Here is a 25,266-nt window from a genome sequence, read left to right on the forward strand (position 1 = left end):
TATGAGAGTAGTTGTTCAACGCAGTAAAGCCGCACGGGTAACGGTTGCTGGTGAAGTAACTGGAGAAATTACCAAAGGACTTGTCCTACTAGTCGGTGTGACCCATGAGGACACAGAAGAGGATGCGGCTTACTTAGCTGATAAAATTGCAAATTTACGGATCTTTGAAGATGCGGATGAAAAAATGAATTTGTCATTACTGGATGTCGGCGGTGAAATTCTATCCGTTTCCCAATTTACCCTTTACGGCGATTGCCGAAAGGGGAGAAGACCTAGTTTCATCGAGGCGGCTAGACCAGAGCAGGCTGTCGTGCTTTATGAAACTTTTAACAAGCTGCTGCGTGAAAAAGGTATTCGCGTTGAAACAGGCCGGTTTGGGGCCATGATGGATGTTGAATTAACCAATGACGGTCCAGTGACGTTGATCGTCGAGAGTAAAGCATAAAAAAAGGCTCGGCACTTGAATTTTAAGTGCCGGGCCTTTTTATATTAATTACTCTTGAAATACCTTGCTAATCCATCATACAATCCTGATGCAGCACTTTCTTGAAACCCGCTGGATTTCAGCGTCATTTCTTCTTCGGGATTACTCAAATACCCAAGCTCCATAAGGACAGCTTTTTGGCTATTTTCACGAACAACATGGAAATCACCAAAACGGACGCCGCGATTTTTCAATTTCGTTTGCGCTACAGTTGAAGCGTAAAGCGTGTCAGCTAGTGACTTTTGATAAGAATGATAATAATAGCCGGTCATTCCACGGACGCTGCGATCTAAATTACTGTCATAATGCAGGCTGATAAACGCATCAGCATGATAAGCGCGTGCAGTATTTACACGGGATGGAAGCGGAAGGAAAGAATCATTATTTCTAGTTAAATAGACATTCGCTCCAGCAGCCCTTAATTTATCATATAAAAGCTGAGCTGTTCGAAGTGTTAACTCCTTTTCTAATGTTCCGGCTGCCCCTGTAGCCCCGTTATCCCCGCCGCCATGTCCTGGATCGAGAACAATGGTTTTATTTTTCAGATAACCTTCGGCTCCTGACTTCACAATTTGCGGATTCGCGCCGTTTGTGGAAACAATCCAGCCAGCAACAAAGCCCGTTTTACCGTTCTTCAGTTTCACTTCATACCAGTCATTCGCTAAACTTTGTACTGAGAAGGTATCGCCTGCGTTAGCCCGCTCCACAACATCCGATTGAACATTTGGCCCTTTTCGGATATTTGTTCCATTTTGCAGAATGGTAACCTTGCTTTCCTTCACAGCTTGTCCAGTATTCGTTTTCACTGCTGACTTTTCAAGATACCAGCCGGCAACCCAGCCAAAACTACCAGACTTAAACTCTATTTTTGCCCAATTATTAAACTCTTCCAAAATAGTAAAGCTTTGACCCAGCGATACAGAGCCAATGATGCCTGAATCCAATGATGCTCCTGAGCGGACGCTTAGACTTCCTGCAGTGACCGTCCCGTTCATACCGCTCGATTGTTTTTTTGCTGTGTCATTCGAGGGGGGTGAGGCAGAGGTGTCAATAAACTCCGCACTTACCCAGCCTCTTAATGATGAAAAACCGACTTCCATCCAATTATTTTGTTTTGAATAAATGGTTACAGTCGTGCCTTTTGTTAATTTTCCAACCATAGTACTTGAAGAAGATGGTTCTTTACGGACATTTAAGGTATCACCATTCACCACGCCGCTGGTTACAGTCTTCTCAGGCGGCATTGCTGGAGTATTTTCCTGCTTAACAGTTTTATACTCTAAAAAATCACTTGCAACCCATACCTCAGTGGATGATGAGCTGATTTTACACCAGTTTTCATTTTGGTCAAGCACCGTTACTTGCTGGCCTTTATTCAAGAAACCGACTATCGGGAAGCTTGTCCCAGGTCCAGAGCGAACCCGTAATTGATCTGTTTTGGCAGCGGCGCTTGTGCTTTTTGAACCGGATGCCTTGGCTGTACTGGCTGTTGTCGCCGCATTTTCTTTTGAGACCAGCCAATTAACGACCCAGCCTGTTTTTCCAAAAGATAATTGAATTTCAATCCAATCATCTTTTTCTGATACAATTGAATACTTTTCACCCCGTTTTGCTATTTTCACAAGGGGATAGCTTAAGCCTGGGCCGCCGCGAACATTGACAGTATCGGTGGAAATGGTTATAGAACCGGTTGCAGCGATACTTTTCCCCTGCGGCAGGAAGGCTCCGAAAATAAGAATGATGCCTACTAGCAGCAGGTTGAATTTTTTAAACATAACACCCTCCTTTTTCTGTTTGTTTTGCTTAAGCGCCTAGGGGCTCGCAGGTCTACAGCCAATCAGTCAAGAAGGTTAAAGAGCAACCTTCTCGCTTGCTGGTCTAAACACATGCCCTTGGACAAGGCGCTTACGCTTCTCTACTTCTATTATTTTAGCGTAAAAGAACGTGAAAATCATTCCTAAAATGTTAAATAAGGCCATCAAAGCAACAAATTACCCATTTTTGATGCAATTTTTTCCGCTTGTATGGAAATAATAACAATAAAGAAGAAGGGAACAGGGGTGATTTATTTGCGATCAAGTGAAAAGGGAATGAACATACAATCGATGGATGGCCGTCTTTTTGGCGTCGATTTTCATGATTTTATTCAACAAGAACAGCAGTCAACCTCGTTTGAACTAGCTTCAGAATTCGGTTTATCGATAGGTGATGTCAGAAAGTTAAAAAAACATTTAGAAAGGTCTTAAAACGCTCTTGACATTGCGTACAATGCTCCGTATTATTATATAAATATAAAACAAATAGGGAAATAACCATTGATGGAGCATAGTAATTAAGCTCACCCATGAAAAGAGAGGAAATGCCTTGGGCTGAAAGCATTTCTGCATGTGCCTTAATGAATGAACACTCCGTAGGCTTCTCTCTGAAAAAGCTCAGGGCTCTAGTAGGAGAAGAACGTAGCAGGCGTTAACTGTTTAAGAGGGATAGCTTTTTTTGAAGGCTATTCAACTAGGGTGGTACCGCGGGACTATAAACTCTCGTCCCTTGTATTTATTACAAGGGATGGGAGTTTTTTTATTTTTCGCTAGGCACTGTTAAAAGAGAATGTTGATTTCCGTTCCAGGCGCGAGCGGTTCGCGGGGCGGGCGGTGAGCCTCCTCGGCGCTAAAGCGCCTGCGGGGTCTCACCTGTCCCGCTGATCCCGCAGGAGTCTCGCGCCTTCCACTCCAATCAACATTGTGCTCAAAATCAACAATGTACTTTAACACAGCCTTTTGCTTAAAATTTTTTACATAAATCAGTATTGAAGAGGAGGTTTCTGCTATGTCAATCAGTATTCCAAGAGGCACGCAGGACATACTGCCAGGAGAAGTAGAAAAATGGCAGTTGATTGAAGCAAAGGCGAGAGAACTTTGTGAAAAATATCAATATCAAGAAATTCGCACCCCGATTTTTGAATCAACCGAATTATTTTCACGAGGGGTTGGCGACAGCACTGATATAGTTCAAAAAGAAATGTACACCTTCGAAGATCGGGGGAAACGAAGTATCACGCTTCGCCCCGAAGGCACTGCGGCAGTCGTCCGCTCGTTTGTCGAGAAAAAAATGTTCGGCTACGCTAACCAGCCTGTAAAGCTTTATTATATGGGGCCAATGTTTCGCTACGAACGCCCGCAGGCAGGCCGCTTCCGCCAGTTTGTCCAGTTTGGTGTTGAGGCGCTCGGCAGTAACGATCCGGCAATTGATGCCGAAGTCATTTCGCTGGCGATGAATCTGTATAAAGAAATGGGTTTGCAGAAATTAAAGCTTATTATCAACAGTCTTGGCGATAAAGAGAGCCGCGTCGCACACCGTGATGCGCTGGTTAATCACTTCAAACCGAGAATCGGTGAGTTTTGTCATGACTGCCAGAATCGTTTGGAGAAAAATCCACTGCGCATCTTGGATTGTAAACAGGACCGTGACCATGAATTAATGAAATCTGCACCTTCTATATTAGAATTTTTAAACGATTTTTCTAAAGCATATTTTGAAAAATTACAGCAGTATTTAACCCAGCTTGATATCCCGTTTGAAGTCGATGCGAACCTAGTCCGCGGCTTAGATTATTATAACCACACCGCTTTTGAGATTATGAGTAACGCTGAAGGCTTCGGGGCGATTACCACTTTATGCGGCGGCGGACGTTATAACGGTTTAGCGGAAGAGATTGGCGGTCCGGAAACACCAGGAATCGGCTTCGCCTTAAGCATTGAACGGTTTATTGCCGCGCTAAATGCAGAGGGAATCGAATTGGATACGGATCAAGGGATTGATTGTTACCTGGCTGCTCTCGGAGAGGAAGCGAAGGATTATACGGTAGGACTCCTGCAGCAGCTGCGCATGGCTGGTATTTCAGCTGAAAGAGATTACTTGGATCGAAAATTTAAGGCTCAATTTAAAGCGGCGGACCGCCTGAAAGCCAAGTATGTTGCCGTTCTTGGCGAAGATGAGCTTAAGAATAAAAAAATTAATTTGAAAAATATGGCGACGGGTGACCAAGTTGAAATAGAACTTGATTCTTTTGTTCAGTATTTTCAAGGATTAAAGGGGGAGTAACAATGTTTGGAAGATCCTATTTTTGCGGTGAAGTACCAGAGTCTGCAGTTGGGGAAAAAGTTACGTTAAAGGGCTGGGTGCAAAAGCGGCGCGACCTTGGCGGCTTAATTTTTATCGATTTGCGCGACCGCTCGGGAATTGTTCAGGTAGTCTTTAATCCTGATTTATCAAAGGAAGCACTTCAAACAGCGGAAAAAATCCGCAGTGAATTTGTTCTTGATGTTGTTGGGACAGTCGTTGCCCGTGAAGCTGGAACTGTTAATGAGAACCTTAAAACAGGTAAAATTGAAATCCAAGCTGATGCAGTAACGATTATCAATGAGGCGAAAACGCCACCGTTTACGATTTCTGATAATACAGATGCGTCAGAAGATGTTCGCTTGAAATATCGTTATTTAGACTTCCGCCGCCCGGTCATTTTTGAAACATTAAAAATGCGTCATCAGGTGACGAAGCAAATTCGCGACTTTCTTGACGGCGAAGGCTTCTTAGACATCGAAACACCAATTTTGACAAAAAGTACGCCAGAAGGTGCACGCGATTATTTAGTTCCAAGCCGTGTTCATCCAGGTGAATTCTACGCGCTGCCCCAATCACCGCAGCTGTTTAAACAATTGCTGATGGTCGGAGGAATTGAGCGCTATTACCAAATTGCCCGCTGTTTCCGTGACGAGGACCTGCGTGCCGACCGCCAGCCCGAATTTACGCAAATTGATATTGAAACAAGCTTCTTAAGCCAAGAGGACATCATGGGCATGATGGAAAAAATGATGACCCAGCTGATGAGGGAAGTAAAAGGTGTGGAAGTGCCGGCAGCCTTCCCGCGGATGACTTACGATGAGGCGATGAGCCGATTTGGTTCCGATAAACCGGATACCCGTTTTGGCCTTGAGCTTGTCGACGTATCGGAAATCGTCAAGGATTCAGGCTTTAAGGTGTTTGCCGGTGCAGTTGCCGGTGGCGGCCAAGTCAAAGCTTTGAATGTAAAAGGCTCGGCAGATAAGTATTCCCGTAAAGATATTGATGCGTTAACCGAGTTCACGGCCGTTTATGGCGCGAAAGGACTTGCCTGGTTAAAGGTGGATGCAGAAGGTCTGAAGGGGCCGATTGCGAAATTCTTCTCGGCTGAAGATGCGCAGGCACTTAAAGCGACTCTTGAGGCTTCGGAAGGGGACTTACTCCTATTTGTTGCAGATAAGAAAAATGTTGTTGCGGACGCCCTTGGCGCTTTAAGACTTAAGCTGGGAAAAGAATTGGGATTAATCGATAATAGCTTATTTCATTTCCTTTGGGTGACAGACTGGCCGCTGCTTGAGTATGATGAGGAAGAAGGCCGTTATTACGCTGCCCACCATCCGTTTACGATGCCATTTAGGGAAGACCTTGAATACCTGGATTCTGACCCAGGAAAGGTCCGAGCACAGGCCTATGACCTTGTCCTGAACGGCTATGAGCTTGGTGGCGGATCACTGCGGATTTTTGAACGGCCAGTTCAGGAAAAAATGTTCAGTGTCCTTGGTTTTTCACCGGAAGAAGCGAAGGAACAGTTCGGCTTCCTAATGAATGCGTTTGAATATGGAACTCCTCCGCATGGCGGAATCGCACTCGGCCTTGACCGCTTGGTAATGCTGTTAGCCGGCAGCTCCAACTTGCGTGATACGATTGCCTTCCCGAAAACCGCTAGTGCAAGCTGTTTATTAACGAATGCACCGGGTGAAGTTTCCGAGGCCCAATTAGTTGAACTAAACTTGTCACTAAATGTTAAAAAATAACAGGAATTCGCTTTCATGAAAACTTGAATACAGTAAGATAATGTGATAATATAAAAGCAATTAAAGAAGAGTCCTGAGATGTACGTTGTGTTACCTGAAGTTTTGACCGAACATTATTTATCCGGGAGTCTGAGTTTTCTGATTGCGTAAATGCCCCACCCTATGACGGGTAAGGGGACTTACAATACCGGAAACAGGACACCCACCTGCTGAGAGCGGGATCAAAACTAAGGACCTAGAAGCAACGGCACCATTGGGACTCTTTTCTATTCCCAAAAAATCAACCTCCTGACTGCGGAGAACGCGGGTAGGAGGTTTTATTTTTGTTTTATCTACATAATTCCTATAAAGATACTTGTTTTTATCGAATAGTATGATATATTTTTTAGGTGAAAAAATAACTTTAATTACGAAAATGAATTTATGAAAAATGAATTATGAATTTGAATTTGGAGTGAAGATAAAATGCTGCATCAATTTTCCCGTAATGAGCTTGCGGTTGGTAAAGAAGGGCTCGAAATTATGAAAAACAGCACGGTCGCTGTTTTAGGTATCGGCGGAGTTGGTTCGTTCGCTGCAGAAGCATTGGCCCGCTCTGGAGTCGGCCGTTTGGTATTAATCGATAAAGATGATGTTGATATCACAAATATTAATCGACAGCTAATTGCTTTGCTGTCAACTGTCGGTAGACCGAAAGTTGACATTATGCAGGAGCGGATTAAGGATATCAATCCCGACTGCGAAGTAATTGCGCTGAAGATGTTTTACACAGAGGAAACGTATGAGGAGATTTTTGGCTACAACTTGGATTTTGTCGTCGACGCCTCTGATACGATTGTTTATAAAATTCATTTAATGAAAGAATGTTTAAAAAGAGATATTCCAATTATTTCGAGTATGGGGGCGGCCAATAAAATGGATCCAACCCGTTTTATGATTGCGGACATCTCCAAAACTCATACCGACCCGATTGCGAAGGTAATTCGCACCAAGCTGCGGAAGGAACGAATCCATAAAGGAATTCCGGTTGTTTTTTCTGATGAAAGTCCAATTGTGATTCGCGAAGATATTAAGAAAGAGGTCGGCAACGAGAATGCCGCGATTCGCAAAGCACAAATGCCGCCAGCCTCCAATGCCTTTGTCCCATCAGCTGCAGGTTTGATCATGGCGAGCTATGTGGTGAGGGAATTACTTAAAGATATTAAGATACAACGTGTTTCGGATGAGAAATGATTGCTGTACCCTAAGCCTAGATGGTTTAGGGTTTTTTACTATTTAGAAATGATTCAACCCCGGTCGTTTTTAGAAAATAAAAAAATAAGGTTATAATATACTAGGAAATTTTTTCAACAATCAGTTAAACTAAGGTGGGATACATAGAGAGGAGAGAGAGTTTGGAAACAATAGTGGAACTAACAAATGTAACGAAAGTGATAAAAGGAAGAACGATTATAGACGATATCAGCTTCCAAGTGAATAAAGGTGAGGTTTTCGGTTTCTTAGGGCCAAATGGTGCCGGGAAAACGACGACTATTCGGATGATTGTCGGCTTAATGGGGATTACATCGGGAGACATTACCATTGGTGGTGCCAGCATAAAATCCCAGTTTGAAGAAGCGGTCAGACATGTCGGGGCCATCGTTGAAAATCCTGAAATGTATAAATTTTTAAGCGGATATCAGAACCTTGTTCATTATGCAAGAATGTCAAAAGGGATTACAAAGGAAAAAATCCGCGAAACAGTGGAACTGGTTGGTTTAACTGACAGAATCAACGACAAAGTGAAAACTTATTCACTTGGAATGCGCCAACGATTAGGCTTAGCACAATGTCTGTTGCATGACCCAGATGTGCTCATCCTTGACGAGCCCACAAACGGCCTTGACCCTGCGGGTATTCGAGAAATCCGCGATTATGTCCGCCTGCTGGCGCGTGAAAAAAATATGGCCGTTATTGTCTCCAGCCACTTGCTTTCTGAAATGGAAATGATGTGTGACCGGATTGGGATTATTCAAAATGGACGACTAATTGATGTCCAGCATATGAAGGAATTTGTCAACGGCAGCGAAGTCATGTATGAGCTGGAAGTCACCCCGAGTGAAGCAGCGCTATCAATTTTGCGGACATATTATCCACATGCTAGCGCAACCCTCTCTAGCAATGGAGTAGCTGTTGAGCTTCCGAAAATAGAAATTCCGAATATCGTGAAGGTTTTTGTTCAAGAAGATATTAAGGTTTTCGGGATAAAAGAAGTGGCAAAAACATTAGAAGATCGCTTCCTCGAAGTGACAGCGGAAAAGGGGGCGGCAACCCGTGGTTAATCTAATCAAAAATGAATGGATGAAAATTTTTAAACGCCCTGGAACCTTTGTAATGATTGGGATTCTTATCGTTTGTATTGCCCTTGTGGGGATTATTATTAAGGCACAACACAATGATAAAGATTTTGTCCAGGATAGCAATTGGCAGCAAGTTTTACAAGAGGAAAACAATGCTTTAAAGCAGCAGTTGGCACAAAGTCGGACAAAAATCGAAAAGGAATTTTTCAAAAAAGAAATCGCCATTAATGAATACCGCATTGAGCATGATATTCCAACAAGGGAAAAATATACGGTTTGGTCATTTGTAAAAGATTCTTCGCAGTTGATCATGTTGGCTGGTTTATTCATCATTATTATTTCCGCTGGAATTGTTGCTAGTGAATTTAACTGGGGAACCATTAAATTGTTATTGATACGGCCCATCAATAGGACAAAAATCCTCCTATCGAAATATTTAACGGTACTATTATTTGCCTTGTTCTTACTGGCGATTTTGTTTGTTTTTTCAACCGCACTTGGTGCAATTCTGTTTGGCATGCCTGAAAAAGCTATACCGTATTTAAATTATTTCAATGGACAAGTTTCTGAGCAAAATATTGTTGTCCATTTGCTTATCGATTATGGATTAAGTTCAATTGCCACGATCATGCTAGTGACAATGGCCTTCATGATTTCATCTGTCTTCCGAAATAGCTCACTGGCCATCGGTTTATCACTGTTTTTATTGTTTACTGGTGCTCAATTCACTGCCTTGTTATCAATGAAATTTAATTGGGCAAAATACCTATTGTTTGCGAACACGGATTTAAGACAATATTTTGAAGGAACGCCAATGGTAGATGGAATGACCCTTCCCTTCTCCATCACCATGCTCCTAATCTACTTTGCCATATTCCAATTCCTAGCCTTCTACGTCTTCAAAAAACGAGACGTCGCAGCTTAAGGGTTCCAAAAATTAACAAAAGGTGTCAGGCACTATGTGAAATTTTCACATGGTGCCTGACACCTTATTTACTATTTCGAGCGTGTTAATTTTGCGTATACGATTGCGAGTGCTTGTTCGAATTTTCCGGTTTTCTTTGGCTGGTAGTATTGTTTGTTTTTTAGTTTGTTTGGTAAGTATTGCTGCGGGACCCAGCCGTTTTCATAGTCATGTGGATATTTGTAGCCAATTCCTCTGCCGAGCTCTTTTGCTCCTTTATAATGGGCATCACGCAGGTGATCCGGGATTTCTCCGACAATTCCTTTTTGAATATCCTCAAGTGCGGCAGAAATGGCTAAGACTGCAGAATTGGACTTAGGTGATAGGCATAGCTCAATCACAGCGTTGGCTAACGGTATCCGTGCTTCTGGAAAGCCAATTCTTTCAGCTGTTTCAATTGCGGCTAGCGTGCGAGCTCCCGCCTGTGGATTAGCAAGGCCCACGTCTTCGTACGCAATTACAATTAAGCGCCGGCTGATACTTGGCATGTCACCAGCTTCAATTAATCTACCAAGATAATGGAGGGCAGCATTAACGTCACTACCGCGTATCGATTTTTGAAATGCCGACAAAACGTCATAGTGGCCATCCCCGTCTTTATCAGCCACCAAGCTTTTCTTTTGCAGGCATTCCTCGGCTGTTTTCACATCGATATGGATAATGCTATTCTCATCTTTATCCGTAGAAAGTACTGCTAGCTCGAGAGCATTTAAGGAGCTCCTGACATCCCCGTTGGAGCCTTGAGCGAAATGCTGTAAAGCTTCATCAGATATCTCAACTTTCAATTCCCCCAAACCCCGTTCTTCATCTTCAAGGGCGCGGGTTAAGGTTTGTCTCACTTCAGCAGGTGATAACGGCTTTAGTTCAAAAATTTGACAGCGGCTGCGGATTGCAGGATTAATCGCATGGTAGGGATTGCTCGTTGTTGCCCCGATTAATACAATCATTCCGTTTTCCAAGTAGGGAAGTAAAAAATCCTGCTTCGCTTTATCTAAACGATGGACTTCATCGAGAAGCAGAATGACTTTCCCCGACATTTTCGCCTCAGCAGCGACGATTTCCATATCTTTTTTATTGTTCGTAACGGCGTTAAGCGTCCGAAAGGCATATTTGGTACTGCCGGCAATTGCGCTGGCAATCGAAGTTTTTCCAATTCCTGGTGGCCCATATAATATCATCGATGTCAGCTGTTTTGCTTTTACCATTCTGGCAATTATTTTTCCGTCACCAACCAAATGTTCCTGGCCTGCGACTTCTTCAATCGTTCTAGGACGCATCCGATAGGCTAAAGGCTTTTGCTGCATATACATCTCTCCAAAAAAATATTCACTTCCATCTTACCATTTTCACTGCTAAAAGCATATTGAAGAAGAATGTGTTATAATTTCTAATACCTATCAATTTACTAAGGATTTTACTTTATATAGATTATAAATCGAGGTGCGTATTATGAAAATTTCTACTAAAGGACGTTATGGTCTGACAATCATGATTGAACTTGCTAAAAAACATGGAGAGGGACCTACTTCATTAAAAACGATAGCCCAAGCTAATGATTTATCAGAACATTATTTAGAGCAATTGATTGCTCCGTTACGGAATGCCGGATTAGTCAAAAGTATTAGAGGGGCGTACGGTGGTTATATTCTCACAAATGAACCATCGAAAATTACAGCAGGAGATGTCATTCGTGTCCTTGAAGGACCTATCACTCCTGTTGAGGGAATTGAAGACGAAGAGCCGGCGAAGCGTGAGCTGTGGATTCGCATCCGCGATGCCATCAAAGATGTCCTCGATAACACGACCATCGAGGATCTAGCTAGTCATAGTGATGACAGTGAGACAGATGGTTATATGTTTTATATTTGATGTAAAAGATAATAATAGAGAATTTTTTTGAATGAAGGTGTAATAATGGAACGAATTTATCTCGATCATGCCGCTACGACTCCGATGCACCCTAAAGTTACTGAAAAAATGCTAGAAATTATGAACTCTACTTTTGGAAATCCTTCTAGTATCCATTCATATGGCAGAGAGGCGCGTCATCATATTGATTTAGCACGTGCGGCGCTAGCTCGAAGCATTGGGGCGAAGGAAAGTGAAATCATTTTTACTGGCGGTGGAACCGAGGCTGATAATATGGCTTTATTCGGGGTGGCCGAAAGTAATCAACATAATGGCAGGCATATCATTACAACGCAAATCGAACACCATGCCGTGCTCCACGCCTGCAAGAAACTAGAAAAAATGGGCTTTGAGGTGACATATCTCCCAGTCGATGAAACCGGGAGAATTTCACTTTCGGAGCTTGAGGCTGCCTTAAGAGATGATACCATTCTCGTTTCTGTCATGTATGGAAACAATGAAGTTGGAGCGATTCAGCCGATATCGAAGATTGGCCAACTTTTGAAAAATCATCAAGCTGTTTTTCATACGGATGCAGTACAGGCTTATGGAATGGAAATCATCAATGTTAATGATAGCTTCATTGATTTATTATCAGTTTCTGCTCATAAAATTAACGGTCCAAAAGGAACGGGTTTTCTCTATGCAAGGTCAACGGTAAAATTGGCGCCTCGTCTATTTGGCGGTGATCAAGAAAGAAAACGGCGTGCTGGAACCGAAAATGTGGCAGCGATTGCCGGATTCCGTGAGGCAGTTTTGATTGTAAATGAACAACGTGCCGCCAAGCGGGAAAGGTTCATTGATTTTAAAAAAATATTAATGGACAAGCTCCGTGAACAAAATGTTGCGTTTGACGTAAACGGATCGCTTGAATTTTCCCTGCCGCATGTATTAAACTTAAGCTTTCCAGGGACAAGTGTCGAAGCAATGCTCGTTAATCTCGACTTAGCTGGAATTGCTGTTTCGAGTGGCTCTGCTTGCACGGCGGGTTCGATTGAGCCTTCCCATGTCCTTGTTGCCATGTTTGGTAAACAGTCAGAGCGCTTAATCAATTCGATTCGGTTTAGCTTTGGTTTTAATACGACGACTGAAGAAGTCGTCAAGGCAGCTGAAGAAATCGCTGGAGTTGTTTCGCGCTTGAAAAAATAAATAGTTAAGAATGCTTCAAGCGAAGAGAGAGGTGAAAATATGGAAAGAAAAGATCCAAAAAATACACGTGTTGTTGTCGGCATGTCCGGCGGGGTAGATTCATCTGTTGCTGCGCTTTTATTAAAACAGCAAGGCTATGATGTCATCGGCATTTTTATGAAAAACTGGGACGACACCGATGATAACGGTGTTTGTACTGCTACCGAAGATTATGAGGATGTCATTCGTGTTTGCAATCAAATCGGCATTCCATACTATGCGGTGAATTTTGAAAAACAATATTGGGACAAGGTGTTTACCTATTTCCTTGATGAATATAAAGCGGGCAGGACGCCTAATCCTGACGTGATGTGCAATAAAGAAATCAAATTTAAGGCGTTTTTGGAGCATGCTGTAAAATTAGGTGCGGACTATTTAGCGACTGGCCATTATGCCCAGGTCGAGTTTCGTGATGGGGAATACAAAATGCTCCGCGGCCTTGACGAAAATAAGGACCAAACCTATTTCTTAAACCAATTAACGCAGGAACAGTTAAGTAAGGTCATGTTCCCAATCGGTAATCTTGAAAAACCTCGAGTTCGGGAGCTTGCGCGCGAAGCGGAGCTTGCAACTGCGACAAAGAAGGATAGTACTGGTATCTGCTTCATCGGAGAACGAAATTTTAAAGAGTTCTTAGGTCAATACCTTCCGGCCCAGCCAGGAAATATGGAAACATTTGATGGCGAGGTCAAGGGCAAGCATGAAGGATTAATGTATCATACCATCGGCCAGCGCCACGGTTTGGGAATTGGCGGATCGGGCGAGCCTTGGTTTGCAATCGGTAAGGATTTAAAAAGAAATGTCCTTTATGTCGGGCAAGGTTTTCACAACGAGAAATTATATTCTGATTCGATTACCGCTGACAGTGTGAGTTGGGTTTCTAATCGGGAAAAACCGGCTGAATTTGAATGCACGGCCAAATTCCGTTACCGCCAGGAAGACAGTAAAGTAACAGTTCGTCTATTAAAAGGTGCGAAGGCGGAGGTTATTTTCCATGAACCTATTCGGGCCATAACTCCGGGTCAAGCCGTCGTTTTTTACGATGGCGATGAATGTCTAGGCGGCGGAACGATTGACGAAGTTTTTAAAAATGGTGAACGGTTAACGTACGTTGGTTAATATTTAGACCTCGATTCTTGTGGAGAATCGGGGTTTTTTTGCGTGAATTTTCGGGTTGGCGGAATAAATGTGAAGTTGGCGAAATTATTCCTTGGTTTGGCGAAATAAAAGGTGAAGTTGGCGAGATTCAGCGGCAGTTTGGCGAAATAAACGATAAAATCGGCGAAATCCCGGTTTCTTTTTGGAAGAAAAACCGGTTTTGGCGAAATAAACCGTGAAGTTGGCGATATTATTTCTCAGTTTGGCGAAATTAGAGGCCAAGTTGGCGAGATAAATCCGCAGATTGGCGAAAAAAACGCCAAACTCGGCGAAATCCCTGCTTTTTTTGGATTTGCGAGGATCTAAACGAATATCCAGATCCTCATTTAGCTTAGAAAGTAATTTTTGAATAAAATATGATATACTTTCTCTTAGGATTGGAGTTGAAATAATGGATAAAAACCAATTAGGTGTACAATACATGCAGGAAGGCAACTGGGAAGAGGCGGCAAAGGCATTTAATGAAGCCATCGAAGAAAACCCGAACGACCCAGTCGCTTACATTAATTTTGGAAATGTACTTTCAGCGGTCGGCGACGACGAAAAAGCGCTCAAATTTTATCAAAAAGCAATTGAAATAGATGAAAATGCTGCGGCTGCGTATTATAGCATCGGCAACTTATTATTCAGTAAGGACCTCTTTAACGAAGCCAAGAATATGTTTGAAACAGCAATGAAAAAAGGGCTCAACACAAGTGACAACTATTTTATGCTAGGGCTAACACTTGTTCAACTAAATCAGGGACGTTTTGCTCTCCCTTATTTACAAAGAAGTGTTGAACTCAACGGAACAGATGCGGAAGCACGTTTTCAATATGGATTAGCGTTAGCACAGCTCGAACTGATTGATGAATCAATGGTTCAATTCACTAAATGTATCGAGCTGGACCCTAACCATTCGGATGCCTATTATAATTTAGGGGTTTCTTTTGCCTTTAAAGAAAATGCTCAAAAAGCAATTGAGATGTTTAATAAGGCACTCGACATTCAGCCGGACCATTTGCTTGCAGGTCATGCTAAAAAACTAATCGAAAACAATCTTTAATTTTTCAAACGCCGCCGAAGGGAGGGAGTACAGAATGGAAAAGCAAGACTCGCTGGATTTATTTCAAGAGCAGGCAAAGTTCGTTAAGGGCCGGCCGATAGTAACGATTTTTCACAATGAACAAAATCTATATACTGTATTGAGAATTAGGGTTGATGAAACGAATCACCAATATGAAGACAAAGAGGCAGTCGTTACCGGTTACTTTCCGAAAATCCATGAACAGGAAAGCTATATTTTTTTCGGAGAGTTTAAGGAACATCCAAAGTTTGGAATGCAATTTCATACCAATCATTTTCGGAAGGACATGCCGCAGACAAAACAAGGCGTTGCAGCGTATTTATCAGGTGAAATGTTTAAAGGGATTGGCAAAAAAACAGCACAAAGTATCGTCGATACCTTAGGAGAGGACGCCATCTCCAAAATTCTCAATCAGCCGTCACTGCTGGATTCCATTCCCAAGCTACCTCCTGAAAAGGCAAAAATGCTTTACGATACATTGATGGAGCATCAAGGACTCGAGCAGGTAATGGTGGCCTTAAACCAATATGGTTTTGGCCCGCAAATTTCGATGCGGATATACCAAGCATATAAAGAGGAAACCCTCGATACTATTCAAAAAAATCCCTACAAGCTTGTGGAGGATATCGAAGGCATCGGTTTTGGACGCGCGGACGAGCTAGGCTACCAGCTGGGGATTTCCGGTAACCATCCAGATCGAATTAAAGCAGCATGCCTATACATACTAGAAAAAGAAAGCATCCAAGCAGGACACGTGTTCATGCAGGTCGAGGATTTACTTGAACAAGTAAAAGTTCTCCTCGAGGAAAACAAGCGCGATCAGATTGAATACGCCGACATATCGACTGAAGTCATTAAGCTTAATGAAGAAGGGAAAATTAAAGGTGAGGAAAAACGCGTTTATTTGCCTTCGTTATTTTTCGCGGAAAAAGGACTTGTGACGAGCATCCAACGCATACTAAAGCAAACGGAATACAAAGATCAATTTCCTGAATCGGAGTTCCTGCTGGCGCTGGGAAGCTTGGAGGAGCGGCTCAAGGTCCATTATGCGCCAACTCAAAAAGAAGCGATTCAGACAGCGCTCATGTCGCCCATGCTTATCTTAACTGGTGGACCAGGAACTGGTAAAACAACGGTCATTAAGGGAATAGTTGAGCTGTATGCGGAATTGCACGGAGTCTCATTAGAGTTGAAGGACTACCAGAAAAAGGATGAACCTTTCCCGTTTTTGCTTGCGGCACCAACCGGGAGAGCGGCCAAAAGAATGAGCGAATCGACCGGTCTTCCTGCAGTAACTATCCACCGGCTGCTTGGGTTTAACGGAACGGAAGGGTTTGACCGCGATGATGCGAGCCCGCTAGAAGGAAAAATATTAATTGTTGATGAAACCTCCATGCTGGATATTTGGCTGGCCAATCAATTGTTTAAGGCCTTGCCGGAAAATATTCAAGTTATCCTTGTTGGTGATGAGGACCAGCTGCCATCTGTTGGACCAGGACAGGTTTTAAAGGATTTGCTTCAATCTGAACGGATTCCAACCGTCAGATTAACAGATATTTACCGTCAGGCAGAAGGGTCTTCGATTATTGAACTGGCCCACGAAATCAAAAAGGGGTATCTCCCTGCTGATGTTACTGAGAAGCAAGCCGACCGCTCTTTTATCAAATGTTCAACCCCACAGGTGGCTCAAGTGGTTGAGAAAGTGGCACTCAATGCTAAAAATAAAGGGTATTCTGCAAAGGAAATTCAAGTATTGGCACCGATGTACAGAGGCCCTGCCGGGATTGACCGGCTAAATGTTTTACTTCAGGAAATTTTCAATCCGAATCCTGACGGAAAGCGCAAAGAAATTGCTTTTGGTGAGGTGAAATACCGCATCGGTGATAAGGTGCTACAGCTCGTCAACCAGCCGGAGAGCAATGTTTTTAACGGGGATATAGGTGAAATTATCTCGATCATTTATGCAAAAGAAAACACTGAAAAGCAAGATATGATCTATATTTCTTTTGAAGGCAATGAGATTGAATATACTAAGCAGGATTTAACTCAGATAACTCATGCTTATTGCTGCTCGGTGCATAAATCACAGGGAAGCGAGTTCCCTATTGTGATCCTTCCGATAACAAGAAGCTATTATCGGATGCTGCAGAGAAATTTAATTTATACGGCGATAACAAGAAGCAAACAATCGTTAATTTTATGCGGCGAAGAAGATGCGCTGCGAATGGGTGTCGAAAGAGCCGATGAGCTCTCAAGGCAAACGACCCTTTGCCAAAAGCTTCAAGAAACCATCCATGGTAAATCCATTAGTAAAGAAAAAAGCGTATCTAAGCAAGAAGAAAAACGGGCAACCAATGACGACCAAACTACAGCTGCAGAGATGTCCTACGAAGAAGAATTAATGCAGGTAAATCCATTGGTAGGAATGGAAAACGTTTCACCTTATGATTTTATGGTAAATGACTGAAACTATAAATGTTCACAGGAGGTGGGACACTCTTTGCGGACATTTTCTTTATTGAAAGGGCAGCCTGTATTTGAAACGAGAACCGGTACAAAAATTGGTGAGATCAGTGATCTCTGTATCTCAAGCGGCGGCACGGTGAAAGGTCTACTAGTTAAAAAAGGCGTTTTCTTCAAACAATCTTTTTTTCTGGACATTCAAAAGGTGACTTCCTTCGGCTGGGATGGAGTTATGATTGAGGAGCCCGAGCATTTAGAAAAGCTAAAAGATAGACCTGATTATACCTTAAACCATCAACATTCCTTAGACGGTATGATGATGCTCTCTAAGGGCGGAAAAACGCTCGGTTTGTTAAAAGATGTTTATTTTCAAGAAGAAGTGGGCACAATCGTAGGGTACGAAATCACGGATGGCTTCTTTTCGGATATCACGGAAGGGAAACAGGTCATTCAATCTGAGAAGCCCATAGCAATCGGAAAGGATGCCATTATCGTAGATGTAAATGAAAACTCGCCAACTGGCCATGAAACCCTGTAGGGTGAGGACCTGAGGCGCAGTTGAATTTATGCGTATCAGAATTTATCAAGTAAATTCTGGCTAGCTAAATATACGTGAGGTGTCCTTTCATGTTTAAGTGTCCCAATTGTCAAAGCAAGGATATCGGCAAAATTGGTATCAACCAATATTATTGCTGGAACTGTTTTATTGAGCTCTCGGTTTCTGAAGGCATAATCAACACCCATCAAGTTGAAGAAGACGGGTCACTTAGTTCCTTAGACGATTTGTTTGAAGAAGAAGAGCGTCGTTACACCCTTTAGAATAGAAAAGCGGACGCAGGAGCCGACGCTGGACAATTAAAATAAGAGGTGAGACGGATGAACAAAATGATGACGTCGATGATTGCTTTTGGTGCAGGGATGGCAGTATATAATCTTGCTCAGCGAAATAATATGATGTCGCCCCGCAATATGAAAAGAATGCAACGGAAAGTAAAACGTGCGATATTTTAAATGTACCTTAATCCCCCTCTTAGTTCCGAGGGGGATTTTTGTTGAATATTTACACCAATTGTCTCTAAAACTAAAGAAAAGGAGGCATTGACGTGGATATTCGCATGAAATGGTATTACCGAATCGGTTTTTTGCTCCTTTTATTGATTGCCATTTATCTCTTTCTAAAAATTAGCTTTGTCTGGATGCCGATTCTTCGAGTCACTGTTCTCATTATTCTACCGTTTATCATTGGCGGATTTATTACTTATTTGCTTCATCCGCTTGTTGAAAAATTACATGAAAAAGGGCTTCATCGCGGTCTTGCGATTATGCTCATATATGTTATTTTTTTTGGCGGAATTGGCTTGGCCCTTTATAAAGGGATACCGGCAATGATTGACCAATTAAAAGATCTGACTGAAAGTGCACCGATCTTTGCCGAGCAATACCGGGAATGGATTGCAAAGCTCCAGTCCCACACCAGGGAGTGGCCAGATGGTCTTCAAGCAAGATTAGATGAAGGCATCGATACCTTTGAAAAAAAGCTGGACTCCCTAGTAACGATTCTCGTGAATATCTTAATGAAATTTTTCAATTCGGCGTTAATCCTGATGATTATCCCGTTTATTGCCTTCTATATGTTAAAGGACTTTCAACTCATTAAACAGGCTTGCTGGTATATGACTCCAAAAAAATGGCGGAAAAAGGGGACGCTTTTTCTCAAAGATATTGATGAATCCCTCGGCAGCTATATTAGGGGACAGCTGTTAATCTGTATCATAATTGGCAGTATTTCCGCTTTGCTATTTTGGATTTTTCATTTAAAATATCCGTTGCTATTGGGTTTGATTGTTGGGGCCACAAATGTAATCCCTTATTTTGGACCGATTATCGGGGCAGTGCCAGCCGTCATCATTGCGGCAACCTCGTCAGTCAAACTAGTCATCATTACGGCAGTGATTGTTTTTGGTTTGCAATTTCTCGAAGGGAATATTCTATCCCCTTATATCGTTGGAAAAAGTCTTCATATGCACCCGTTAATCATTATGATTGCCTTAACAGCAGGTGGAGAAATTGGCGGCATTTTGGGATTGATTGTAGCAGTCCCTGTTCTTGTCGTTCTTAAAGTATCCATCGTCCATGCAAAAAATCATTTCATTAACGGGAAATCGAAGGAATAAGAAATTGACAAACGTTTTCCTGCTCGCTATAATTCCTCATATAGAATATATCGATCATGTAGAAGGATCAAGTACGTTGTAGTCCATCTATAGCGCGTAAAGCGTTGAAGAGAGGAGCTTCCTTGGCTGAAAGAGGCTCTAGATGAAGGATGACAGAAAGCTAATCCGGAGTGCAGCTAATCACTGCCGTACACTCGCGTTAAGAGTATTTTTGAGAGATGGATACCGTTTTTTTGGATCCATAATCAGGGTGGTACCGCGAGAGAGGCTCTCGTCCCTGCTATAGGGATGAGGGCCTTTTTGTATTCTTTTTTAAATATAAAGGAGGTTAAACCAAATGAAAAACTTAACTGGATCACAAATTCGCCAAATGTTTTTACAGTTTTTTAACGAAGAAAAAGGACACGCGATTGAGCCAAGTGCATCACTTGTCCCGCATGAAGATCCGTCATTATTATGGATTAACAGCGGTGTCGCCACGTTAAAGAAATATTTTGATGGCCGCGTTGTTCCGGAGAATCCAAGAATTACAAATGCACAAAAGTCCATCAGAACAAATGACATTGAGAATGTCGGAAAAACAGCTCGTCACCATACATTTTTTGAAATGCTAGGCAACTTTTCCATTGGTGAGTATTTCAAGCAAGAAGCAATTGAATGGGCATGGGAGTTTTTAACGGATGAAAAATGGATCGGCTGGGATCCAGAGCTTCTATCTGTTACCGTCCATCCCGAGGATGATGAGGCCTATGAAATTTGGCATAACAAAATCGGAATCCCAGAGGAACGGATTATTCGTCTTGAAGGAAACTACTGGGATATCGGTGAAGGTCCAAGCGGCCCGAATACCGAAATTTTCTATGACCGTGGTCCTGAGTATGGCAATGATTCAAGTGATCCTGAACTCTATCCAGGCGGTGAAAACGAGCGCTACCTTGAAGTTTGGAACCTTGTGTTTTCACAATTTAACCATAACCCTGATGGTACATATACACCGCTGCCAAAGAAAAATATTGATACCGGTATGGGATTAGAACGAATGGCATCTGTCGTTCAAAATGTGCCAACTAACTTTGATACTGATTTATTTATGCCAATCATTCGGGCAACAGAGGAAATCGCCGGCGAAAAATATGGTGTCGATAAAGAACGCGATGTAGCGTTTAAAGTCATCGCTGACCATATCCGGACCGTTGCTTTTGCAGTTGGCGACGGGGCGCTCCCATCAAATGAAGGGCGCGGCTATGTATTGCGCCGTTTGCTCCGCCGGGCAGTCCGCTATGCGAAACAAATCAATATCAATCGTCCGTTTATGTTTGAACTTGTGCCTGTTGTCGGCGAAATCATGGCTGACTTCTATCCGGAAGTAAAAGACAAAACTGAATTCATTCAAAAGGTTATTAAAAATGAAGAAGAACGTTTCCATGAAACTCTTCATGAAGGGCTAGCGATTTTAGCAAGTGTCATTAAGAAGGAAAGAGAAAAAGAAAGTGACACGATTACGGGTGCCGATGTGTTCCGTCTTTATGATACGTATGGTTTCCCAGTGGAGTTAACCGAAGAATATGCCGAAGAAGAAGGCATGAAGGTAGATCATGGAGGCTTCGAAGTGGAAATGGATAAGCAGCGTGAACGGGCCCGCGCCGCACGTCATGATGTCGATTCGATGCAAGTACAAGGCGGTGTGCTTCGTGATGTAACCGTGGAAAGTAAATTTGTTGGCTACGATCAGCTTGAGACAAGTTCCACTGTAGCAGCGATTATTAAAAACGGCGAGCTAATCAATGAAGCACAGGCAGGTGAGGAAGTTCAATTAATTCTGGATGTGACCCCATTTTATGCAGAAAGCGGCGGACAAATTGCTGACCGCGGATTGATTGAAGGGGAAGGCGCAACCGTTGCAGTTAAGGATGTCCAAAAAGCACCGAATGGCCAGAATCTTCATCAGGTAGTTGTCAAGAGCGGCACGATAAAAACGAACCAACAGGTAGCGGCAAAGGTTGATGCAAAGAATCGAGTGAAGATCATCAAAAACCATACGGCTACCCATTTGCTTCATCAGGCACTAAAGGATACACTTGGCGAGCACGTTAACCAAGCAGGATCCCTTGTGGAACCGGATCGCCTCCGTTTTGATTTTTCGCATTTTGGCCAAATTAAGCCGGAAGAACTTGACCAAATCGAAAGAATTGTTAATGAAAAAATCTGGAGAAACATCGAAGTGGATATCAGCCTTAAACCGATCGCTGAAGCCAAAGCAATGGGCGCAATGGCGCTTTTTGGCGAAAAATATGGTGATATTGTCCGCGTCGTCAAAGTCGGTGATTACAGCCTTGAGCTTTGCGGCGGCTGCCATGTTCCGAATACATCGGTGATTGGTTTATTTAAAATAGTTTCTGAGAGCGGAATCGGTGCCGGAACGAGAAGGATTGAAGCGGTCACTGGTGAAGCGGCATACAAATCCCTACATGACCAAGTAGGCTTGTTAAAGGAAGCATCTGAAAAGCTAAAATCGAATCCAAAGGATATCGTGAACCGCATTGATAGTCTTATGGTTGAAATGAAACAGCTCCAGCGTGAAAATGAGTCACTCGCAGCGAAGCTTGGAAATATAGAAGCAGGCAGCCTCGTTTCAAAGGCAAAAGATATTGATGGCGTAACCGTGTTAGCCGCCAAAGTTCAAGCGGCAGATATGAATAATTTACGGAATATGGCCGATGATTTGAAGCAGAAGCTAGGTTCTGTTGTACTTGTACTAGGCAGTTCACACGAAGGAAAAGTGAATTTAATTGCGGCTGTGACGAAGGATTTAATCGAACAAGGCTACCATGCCGGGAAATTGATTAAAGAGGTTGCATCCCGCTGTGGCGGCGGTGGCGGCGGTCGTCCTGACATGGCCCAGGCTGGCGGTAAAGATCCAGAAAAATTGGATGATGCCCTTCAATTCGTTCAGGAATGGATAAAATCGGTTTGATAATAGGACAAAGTAGTGTAAAATGTAGGTAACTATACTAGAAAGCGGAAGCGCCATGCCTAGGTGCTGTAGCTAAACTATTATAATTTTCTCCCCTATTAGAAAGGTGAGGTGCATGAAATGAACTTTGACAAAACGATGCGATTTAATTTTCCTGAAGAGCCGTTTGAACATGATGTAAATGATGTTCTTCTTCAAGTCTATGAGGCATTGCAAGAAAAAGGCTATAATCCGATAAATCAAATTGTCGGCTACCTATTATCTGGGGACCCAGCCTATATACCACGTCATCGGGATGCCCGCAATATTATTCGTAAGCTTGAACGGGACGAAATTATTGAAGAATTGGTCAAATCCTATTTAAAACAGCAGCGAGAGGGTTAAGGAATGCGCGTATTTGGTTTAGATGTAGGCTCTAAGACTGTCGGCATTGCCGTTAGTGATGAACTTGGGTGGACAGCTCAGGGCCTTAAAACCCTCAAAATCAACGAGGAAAAGCAGGAGTTTGGTTTTGAGGAAATTGGTCAATTAATAAAAGAGTATCAAGCAGACACGGTGGTCATTGGCCTCCCTAAAAACATGAACGGGACGATTGGCCCGCGCGGTGAAGCAAGTCAGCGATATGCTGCTGAAATAGAAAGTAGATTCGCTGTCCATACAGTTTTATGGGACGAGCGCTTGACAACGATGGCAGCAGAACGTGTGTTACTTGAAGCAGATGTTAGTCGAAAGAAGCGTAAGAAGGTTATTGATAAAATGGCAGCAGTCATGATCCTTCAAGGCTATCTCGACAGTAAAAATTAATGAGGTGAAGAAATGGACCACAAACACGAACACGAACATGATGAGGATCGCTATATTACACTTATTGATGAAAATGGCGATGAACAGTTATTTGAAATTCTGTTTACATTTGACTCAGACGAATTTGAAAAGTCCTATGTATTCTTTTATCCAGTTGGAGCTAGTGAAGAAGAGGAAATTGACATTCTTACTTATGCCTATATTCCAACAGATGATGGCGGCTTCGGAGAATTAATGGAAATCGAAACAGACGAAGAATGGGAAATGGTTGAAGAAGTTTTCAATACCTTCAATGAAGAGCAAGAGGAAGAATAAATCATGAAAAAACCGGCTATTTTCTAGCCGGTTTTTTCATGGGGTAATTAGACAATTTAATAGCAAAATTGACATTTTTCTCACTATATGCTGAAATAATTACGATGTCCTATTTCGCTAACTATATTAAAAGTTTGTAAAAATACGTGCGAAATCTTTTGTTAAAAGATAAGAATGTATAAAATTTTGACTTTGAGAATTGTCCAGCTCCAGCGCCTAGCCCCTCGAGGTCACAAGCCAAACCGGCCAAAAGGTTAAAAAGCAACCTTTCGTCCGGCTCGTCTTGTGCTTGTCGGGGCTGAACAAGGCGCTTGCGCTTTTCTTATTTTGGTCAAAGGGAAAGGGGGAAGACAATGACAACAGACGAAAAGAACACAAAAAAAGCTGCTATTCGAGAAAAAATGCTCGAACATCAGAGTGAAGCAAGAGTTGTCAGAAAGATTGTATTAATTATTTCTATTGTATTGCTATTATTCATAGTCTTTATTGGCGGCGGAGGTTATCTTTACATACAATCAGCACTTAAACCAGTCGATTCTAAAAGTAAGAGTCAGAAAACAGTGGAAATCCCAATTGGCTCTTCGGTGACTGGAATTGCACAAACATTAGAAAAAAATGGTATCATCAAAAACGCAAAAGTATTTAAGTATTATGTAAAATTGAAAAATGAAGGTGGATTTATGGCCGGGGATTACCAGCTTAGTCCATCAATGGATGTACCTGAAATTGTCAGCCGCTTGAAAACAGGGAAGGTCCTTGCAAAGGCCAGCTTTAAAATCACGATTCCAGAAGGGAAGCAGCTGCAGGAAATTGCCGCCATTATGGCCGAGGCTACCAAGCAGAATCAAGAGGATGTCTTAAATAAATTAAATGATAAAGAGTTTATTAAAGAGCTCATGGTCAAATACCCTGAAGTTTTATCTGACGAAATCATGAATGGTTCGATAAAATATAAGCTTGAAGGCTACCTCTTCCCGGCAACTTATCCTTTCTATAAGCCCAACCCTACAGTCGAAGAAATGGTCACGGCAATGCTTGATAAAACACGGACTGTGATAGCAGATTACGCTGAAGAAAGCGATGCTAAAAAGCTGTCAGTCCATCAATTATTAACAATGGCCTCTTTAGTTGAAGAAGAAGCAACCGGGAAGGCCGACCGTAAAAAGATAGCCAGCGTATTCTATAATCGGATGAAGAAGGGAATGCCGCTGCAAACAGACCCAACCGTCCTATATGCGCAAGGGAAGCATAAAGAAAAGGTTTTATATAAGGATTTAGAGGTGAACTCACCTTATAACACGTATCAACATACTGGTCTGCCGCCGGGACCGATTGCAAGTGCCGGTAAAATTTCCATTGAAGCTGCATTAGAGCCAGCGGAAACTGATTATTATTACTTCCTGGCAACCGCTGACGGTGAGGTTATTTTTACTAAAACATTAGAAGAACATAATAAGGAAAAAGCCAAGCATATTTCCAATAAAAAATAACTCATAATTTTTTGGGGGAAGTTCGCATCCCCCTTTAATTTGTGATAAAATAGTACAGGTATTTTAAAA

24 protein-coding genes, 1 other RNA gene and 1 other annotated feature are annotated in these 25,266 nt (G+C 42.5%); of the genes, 23 read left to right on the plus strand and 2 right to left on the minus strand.

Annotation, left to right across the window (positions count from 1 at the left end):
• Window position 1: 1 nt before the first annotated feature.
• A complete protein-coding gene (gene dtd / locus AA980_RS13270) occupies window positions 2-445 on the plus strand; it encodes a D-aminoacyl-tRNA deacylase (RefSeq protein ID WP_024030151.1) in 444 nt (147 codons plus the stop codon).
• Window positions 446-489: 44 nt separating this feature from the next.
• On the opposite strand, the gene AA980_RS13275 is transcribed toward dtd, so the two are convergent.
• On the minus strand, window positions 490-2,259 hold the full coding sequence (locus tag AA980_RS13275; RefSeq protein ID WP_024030150.1) for an SH3 domain-containing protein: 1,770 nt from the start codon (window positions 2,257-2,259) through the stop codon (window positions 490-492).
• Between the two features lie 285 nt (window positions 2,260-2,544).
• Between AA980_RS13275 and AA980_RS26950 the strand changes: the two genes are divergently transcribed.
• The 7 genes from AA980_RS26950 (at window position 2,545) to AA980_RS13305 (ending at window position 9,618) form a co-directional block, all read left to right on the plus strand.
• Window positions 2,545-2,730 carry a hypothetical protein gene (locus tag AA980_RS26950; protein WP_156351208.1) on the plus strand — a complete coding sequence of 62 codons (186 nt, stop codon included), beginning with the start codon at window positions 2,545-2,547 and terminating at the stop codon, window positions 2,728-2,730.
• A gap of 60 nt (window positions 2,731-2,790) precedes the next feature.
• Window positions 2,791-3,032: a binding site (T-box leader), on the plus strand.
• A 275-nt stretch (window positions 3,033-3,307) separates the two neighbouring features.
• On the plus strand, window positions 3,308-4,582 hold the full coding sequence (gene hisS, locus AA980_RS13285; RefSeq protein WP_024029984.1) for a histidine--tRNA ligase: 1,275 nt from the start codon (window positions 3,308-3,310) through the stop codon (window positions 4,580-4,582).
• Between the two features lie 2 nt (window positions 4,583-4,584).
• Window positions 4,585-6,354: an aspartate--tRNA ligase gene (aspS, locus tag AA980_RS13290; RefSeq protein ID WP_024029983.1), complete on the plus strand. Its 1,770-nt coding sequence runs from the start codon at window positions 4,585-4,587 to the stop codon at window positions 6,352-6,354.
• Between the two features lie 67 nt (window positions 6,355-6,421).
• Window positions 6,422-6,618: non-coding RNA, 6S RNA (gene ssrS, locus AA980_RS26380), on the plus strand.
• A gap of 201 nt (window positions 6,619-6,819) precedes the next feature.
• Entirely contained in the window at window positions 6,820-7,587 is a 768-nt protein-coding gene (locus AA980_RS13295; RefSeq protein WP_024029982.1) for a tRNA threonylcarbamoyladenosine dehydratase, read from the plus strand.
• A 161-nt stretch (window positions 7,588-7,748) separates the two neighbouring features.
• Window positions 7,749-8,675, plus strand: a complete 927-nt coding sequence (locus AA980_RS13300; RefSeq protein ID WP_024029981.1) for an ABC transporter ATP-binding protein — start codon at window positions 7,749-7,751, stop codon at window positions 8,673-8,675.
• Window positions 8,668-9,618, plus strand: a complete 951-nt coding sequence (locus AA980_RS13305; protein ID WP_024029980.1) for an ABC transporter permease — start codon at window positions 8,668-8,670, stop codon at window positions 9,616-9,618. The genes AA980_RS13300 and AA980_RS13305 overlap by 8 nt, the downstream gene beginning before the upstream one ends.
• A gap of 71 nt (window positions 9,619-9,689) precedes the next feature.
• Here AA980_RS13305 and AA980_RS13310 read toward each other — a convergent pair whose 3' ends face one another.
• Window positions 9,690-10,961, minus strand: coding sequence for a replication-associated recombination protein A (locus tag AA980_RS13310; protein ID WP_024029979.1), 1,272 nt, complete (start codon window positions 10,959-10,961; stop codon window positions 9,690-9,692).
• 145 nt (window positions 10,962-11,106) lie between these two features.
• Here AA980_RS13310 and cymR point away from each other — a divergent pair, with 145 nt between their 5' ends.
• From cymR to mltG, 15 genes are all read left to right on the plus strand, one after another.
• Complete coding sequence (cymR, locus tag AA980_RS13315) at window positions 11,107-11,526, plus strand: cysteine metabolism transcriptional regulator CymR (protein ID WP_024029978.1); 420 nt, start codon at window positions 11,107-11,109, stop codon at window positions 11,524-11,526.
• 45 nt (window positions 11,527-11,571) lie between these two features.
• Entirely contained in the window at window positions 11,572-12,714 is a 1,143-nt protein-coding gene (locus AA980_RS13320) for a cysteine desulfurase family protein (RefSeq protein ID WP_024029977.1), read from the plus strand.
• A 39-nt stretch (window positions 12,715-12,753) separates the two neighbouring features.
• Window positions 12,754-13,872: a tRNA 2-thiouridine(34) synthase MnmA gene (mnmA, locus tag AA980_RS13325; RefSeq protein ID WP_024029976.1), complete on the plus strand. Its 1,119-nt coding sequence runs from the start codon at window positions 12,754-12,756 to the stop codon at window positions 13,870-13,872.
• A 38-nt stretch (window positions 13,873-13,910) separates the two neighbouring features.
• Window positions 13,911-14,090 carry a hypothetical protein gene (locus AA980_RS13330; protein ID WP_034724711.1) on the plus strand — a complete coding sequence of 60 codons (180 nt, stop codon included), beginning with the start codon at window positions 13,911-13,913 and terminating at the stop codon, window positions 14,088-14,090.
• Between the two features lie 212 nt (window positions 14,091-14,302).
• Window positions 14,303-14,956 carry a tetratricopeptide repeat protein gene (locus tag AA980_RS13335; protein WP_024029975.1) on the plus strand — a complete coding sequence of 218 codons (654 nt, stop codon included), beginning with the start codon at window positions 14,303-14,305 and terminating at the stop codon, window positions 14,954-14,956.
• A 34-nt stretch (window positions 14,957-14,990) separates the two neighbouring features.
• On the plus strand, window positions 14,991-17,444 hold the full coding sequence (gene recD2 / locus AA980_RS13340; protein ID WP_024029974.1) for an SF1B family DNA helicase RecD2: 2,454 nt from the start codon (window positions 14,991-14,993) through the stop codon (window positions 17,442-17,444).
• Between the two features lie 33 nt (window positions 17,445-17,477).
• Window positions 17,478-17,978: a PRC-barrel domain-containing protein gene (locus AA980_RS13345; protein ID WP_024029973.1), complete on the plus strand. Its 501-nt coding sequence runs from the start codon at window positions 17,478-17,480 to the stop codon at window positions 17,976-17,978.
• An 89-nt stretch (window positions 17,979-18,067) separates the two neighbouring features.
• Window positions 18,068-18,259 (plus strand): hypothetical protein, encoded by a 192-nt coding sequence (locus AA980_RS13350; RefSeq protein WP_024029972.1) that lies wholly within the window; start codon window positions 18,068-18,070, stop codon window positions 18,257-18,259.
• Between the two features lie 57 nt (window positions 18,260-18,316).
• Window positions 18,317-18,451: a YrzQ family protein gene (locus AA980_RS26385; protein WP_024029971.1), complete on the plus strand. Its 135-nt coding sequence runs from the start codon at window positions 18,317-18,319 to the stop codon at window positions 18,449-18,451.
• 92 nt (window positions 18,452-18,543) lie between these two features.
• Window positions 18,544-19,614 (plus strand): AI-2E family transporter, encoded by a 1,071-nt coding sequence (locus AA980_RS13355; RefSeq protein ID WP_024029970.1) that lies wholly within the window; start codon window positions 18,544-18,546, stop codon window positions 19,612-19,614.
• Window positions 19,615-19,951: 337 nt separating this feature from the next.
• Window positions 19,952-22,588 (plus strand): alanine--tRNA ligase, encoded by a 2,637-nt coding sequence (gene alaS / locus AA980_RS13360; protein WP_024029969.1) that lies wholly within the window; start codon window positions 19,952-19,954, stop codon window positions 22,586-22,588.
• Between the two features lie 120 nt (window positions 22,589-22,708).
• A complete protein-coding gene (locus tag AA980_RS13365) occupies window positions 22,709-22,972 on the plus strand; it encodes an IreB family regulatory phosphoprotein (protein WP_024029968.1) in 264 nt (87 codons plus the stop codon).
• A gap of 3 nt (window positions 22,973-22,975) precedes the next feature.
• Window positions 22,976-23,392, plus strand: a complete 417-nt coding sequence (gene ruvX / locus AA980_RS13370) for a Holliday junction resolvase RuvX (protein ID WP_024029967.1) — start codon at window positions 22,976-22,978, stop codon at window positions 23,390-23,392.
• A 12-nt stretch (window positions 23,393-23,404) separates the two neighbouring features.
• The gene (locus AA980_RS13375) at window positions 23,405-23,707 is read left to right on the plus strand and encodes a DUF1292 domain-containing protein (protein WP_024029966.1); all 303 of its coding nucleotides are present in this window, start codon (window positions 23,405-23,407) and stop codon (window positions 23,705-23,707) included.
• Window positions 23,708-24,060: 353 nt separating this feature from the next.
• The gene (mltG, locus tag AA980_RS13380) at window positions 24,061-25,197 is read left to right on the plus strand and encodes an endolytic transglycosylase MltG (RefSeq protein WP_024029965.1); all 1,137 of its coding nucleotides are present in this window, start codon (window positions 24,061-24,063) and stop codon (window positions 25,195-25,197) included.
• The last annotated feature ends 69 nt before the right edge of the window (window positions 25,198-25,266 follow it).

Source organism: Neobacillus vireti (assembly GCF_001026695.1).
GTDB lineage: Bacteria > Bacillota > Bacilli > Bacillales > Cytobacillaceae > Neobacillus > Neobacillus vireti.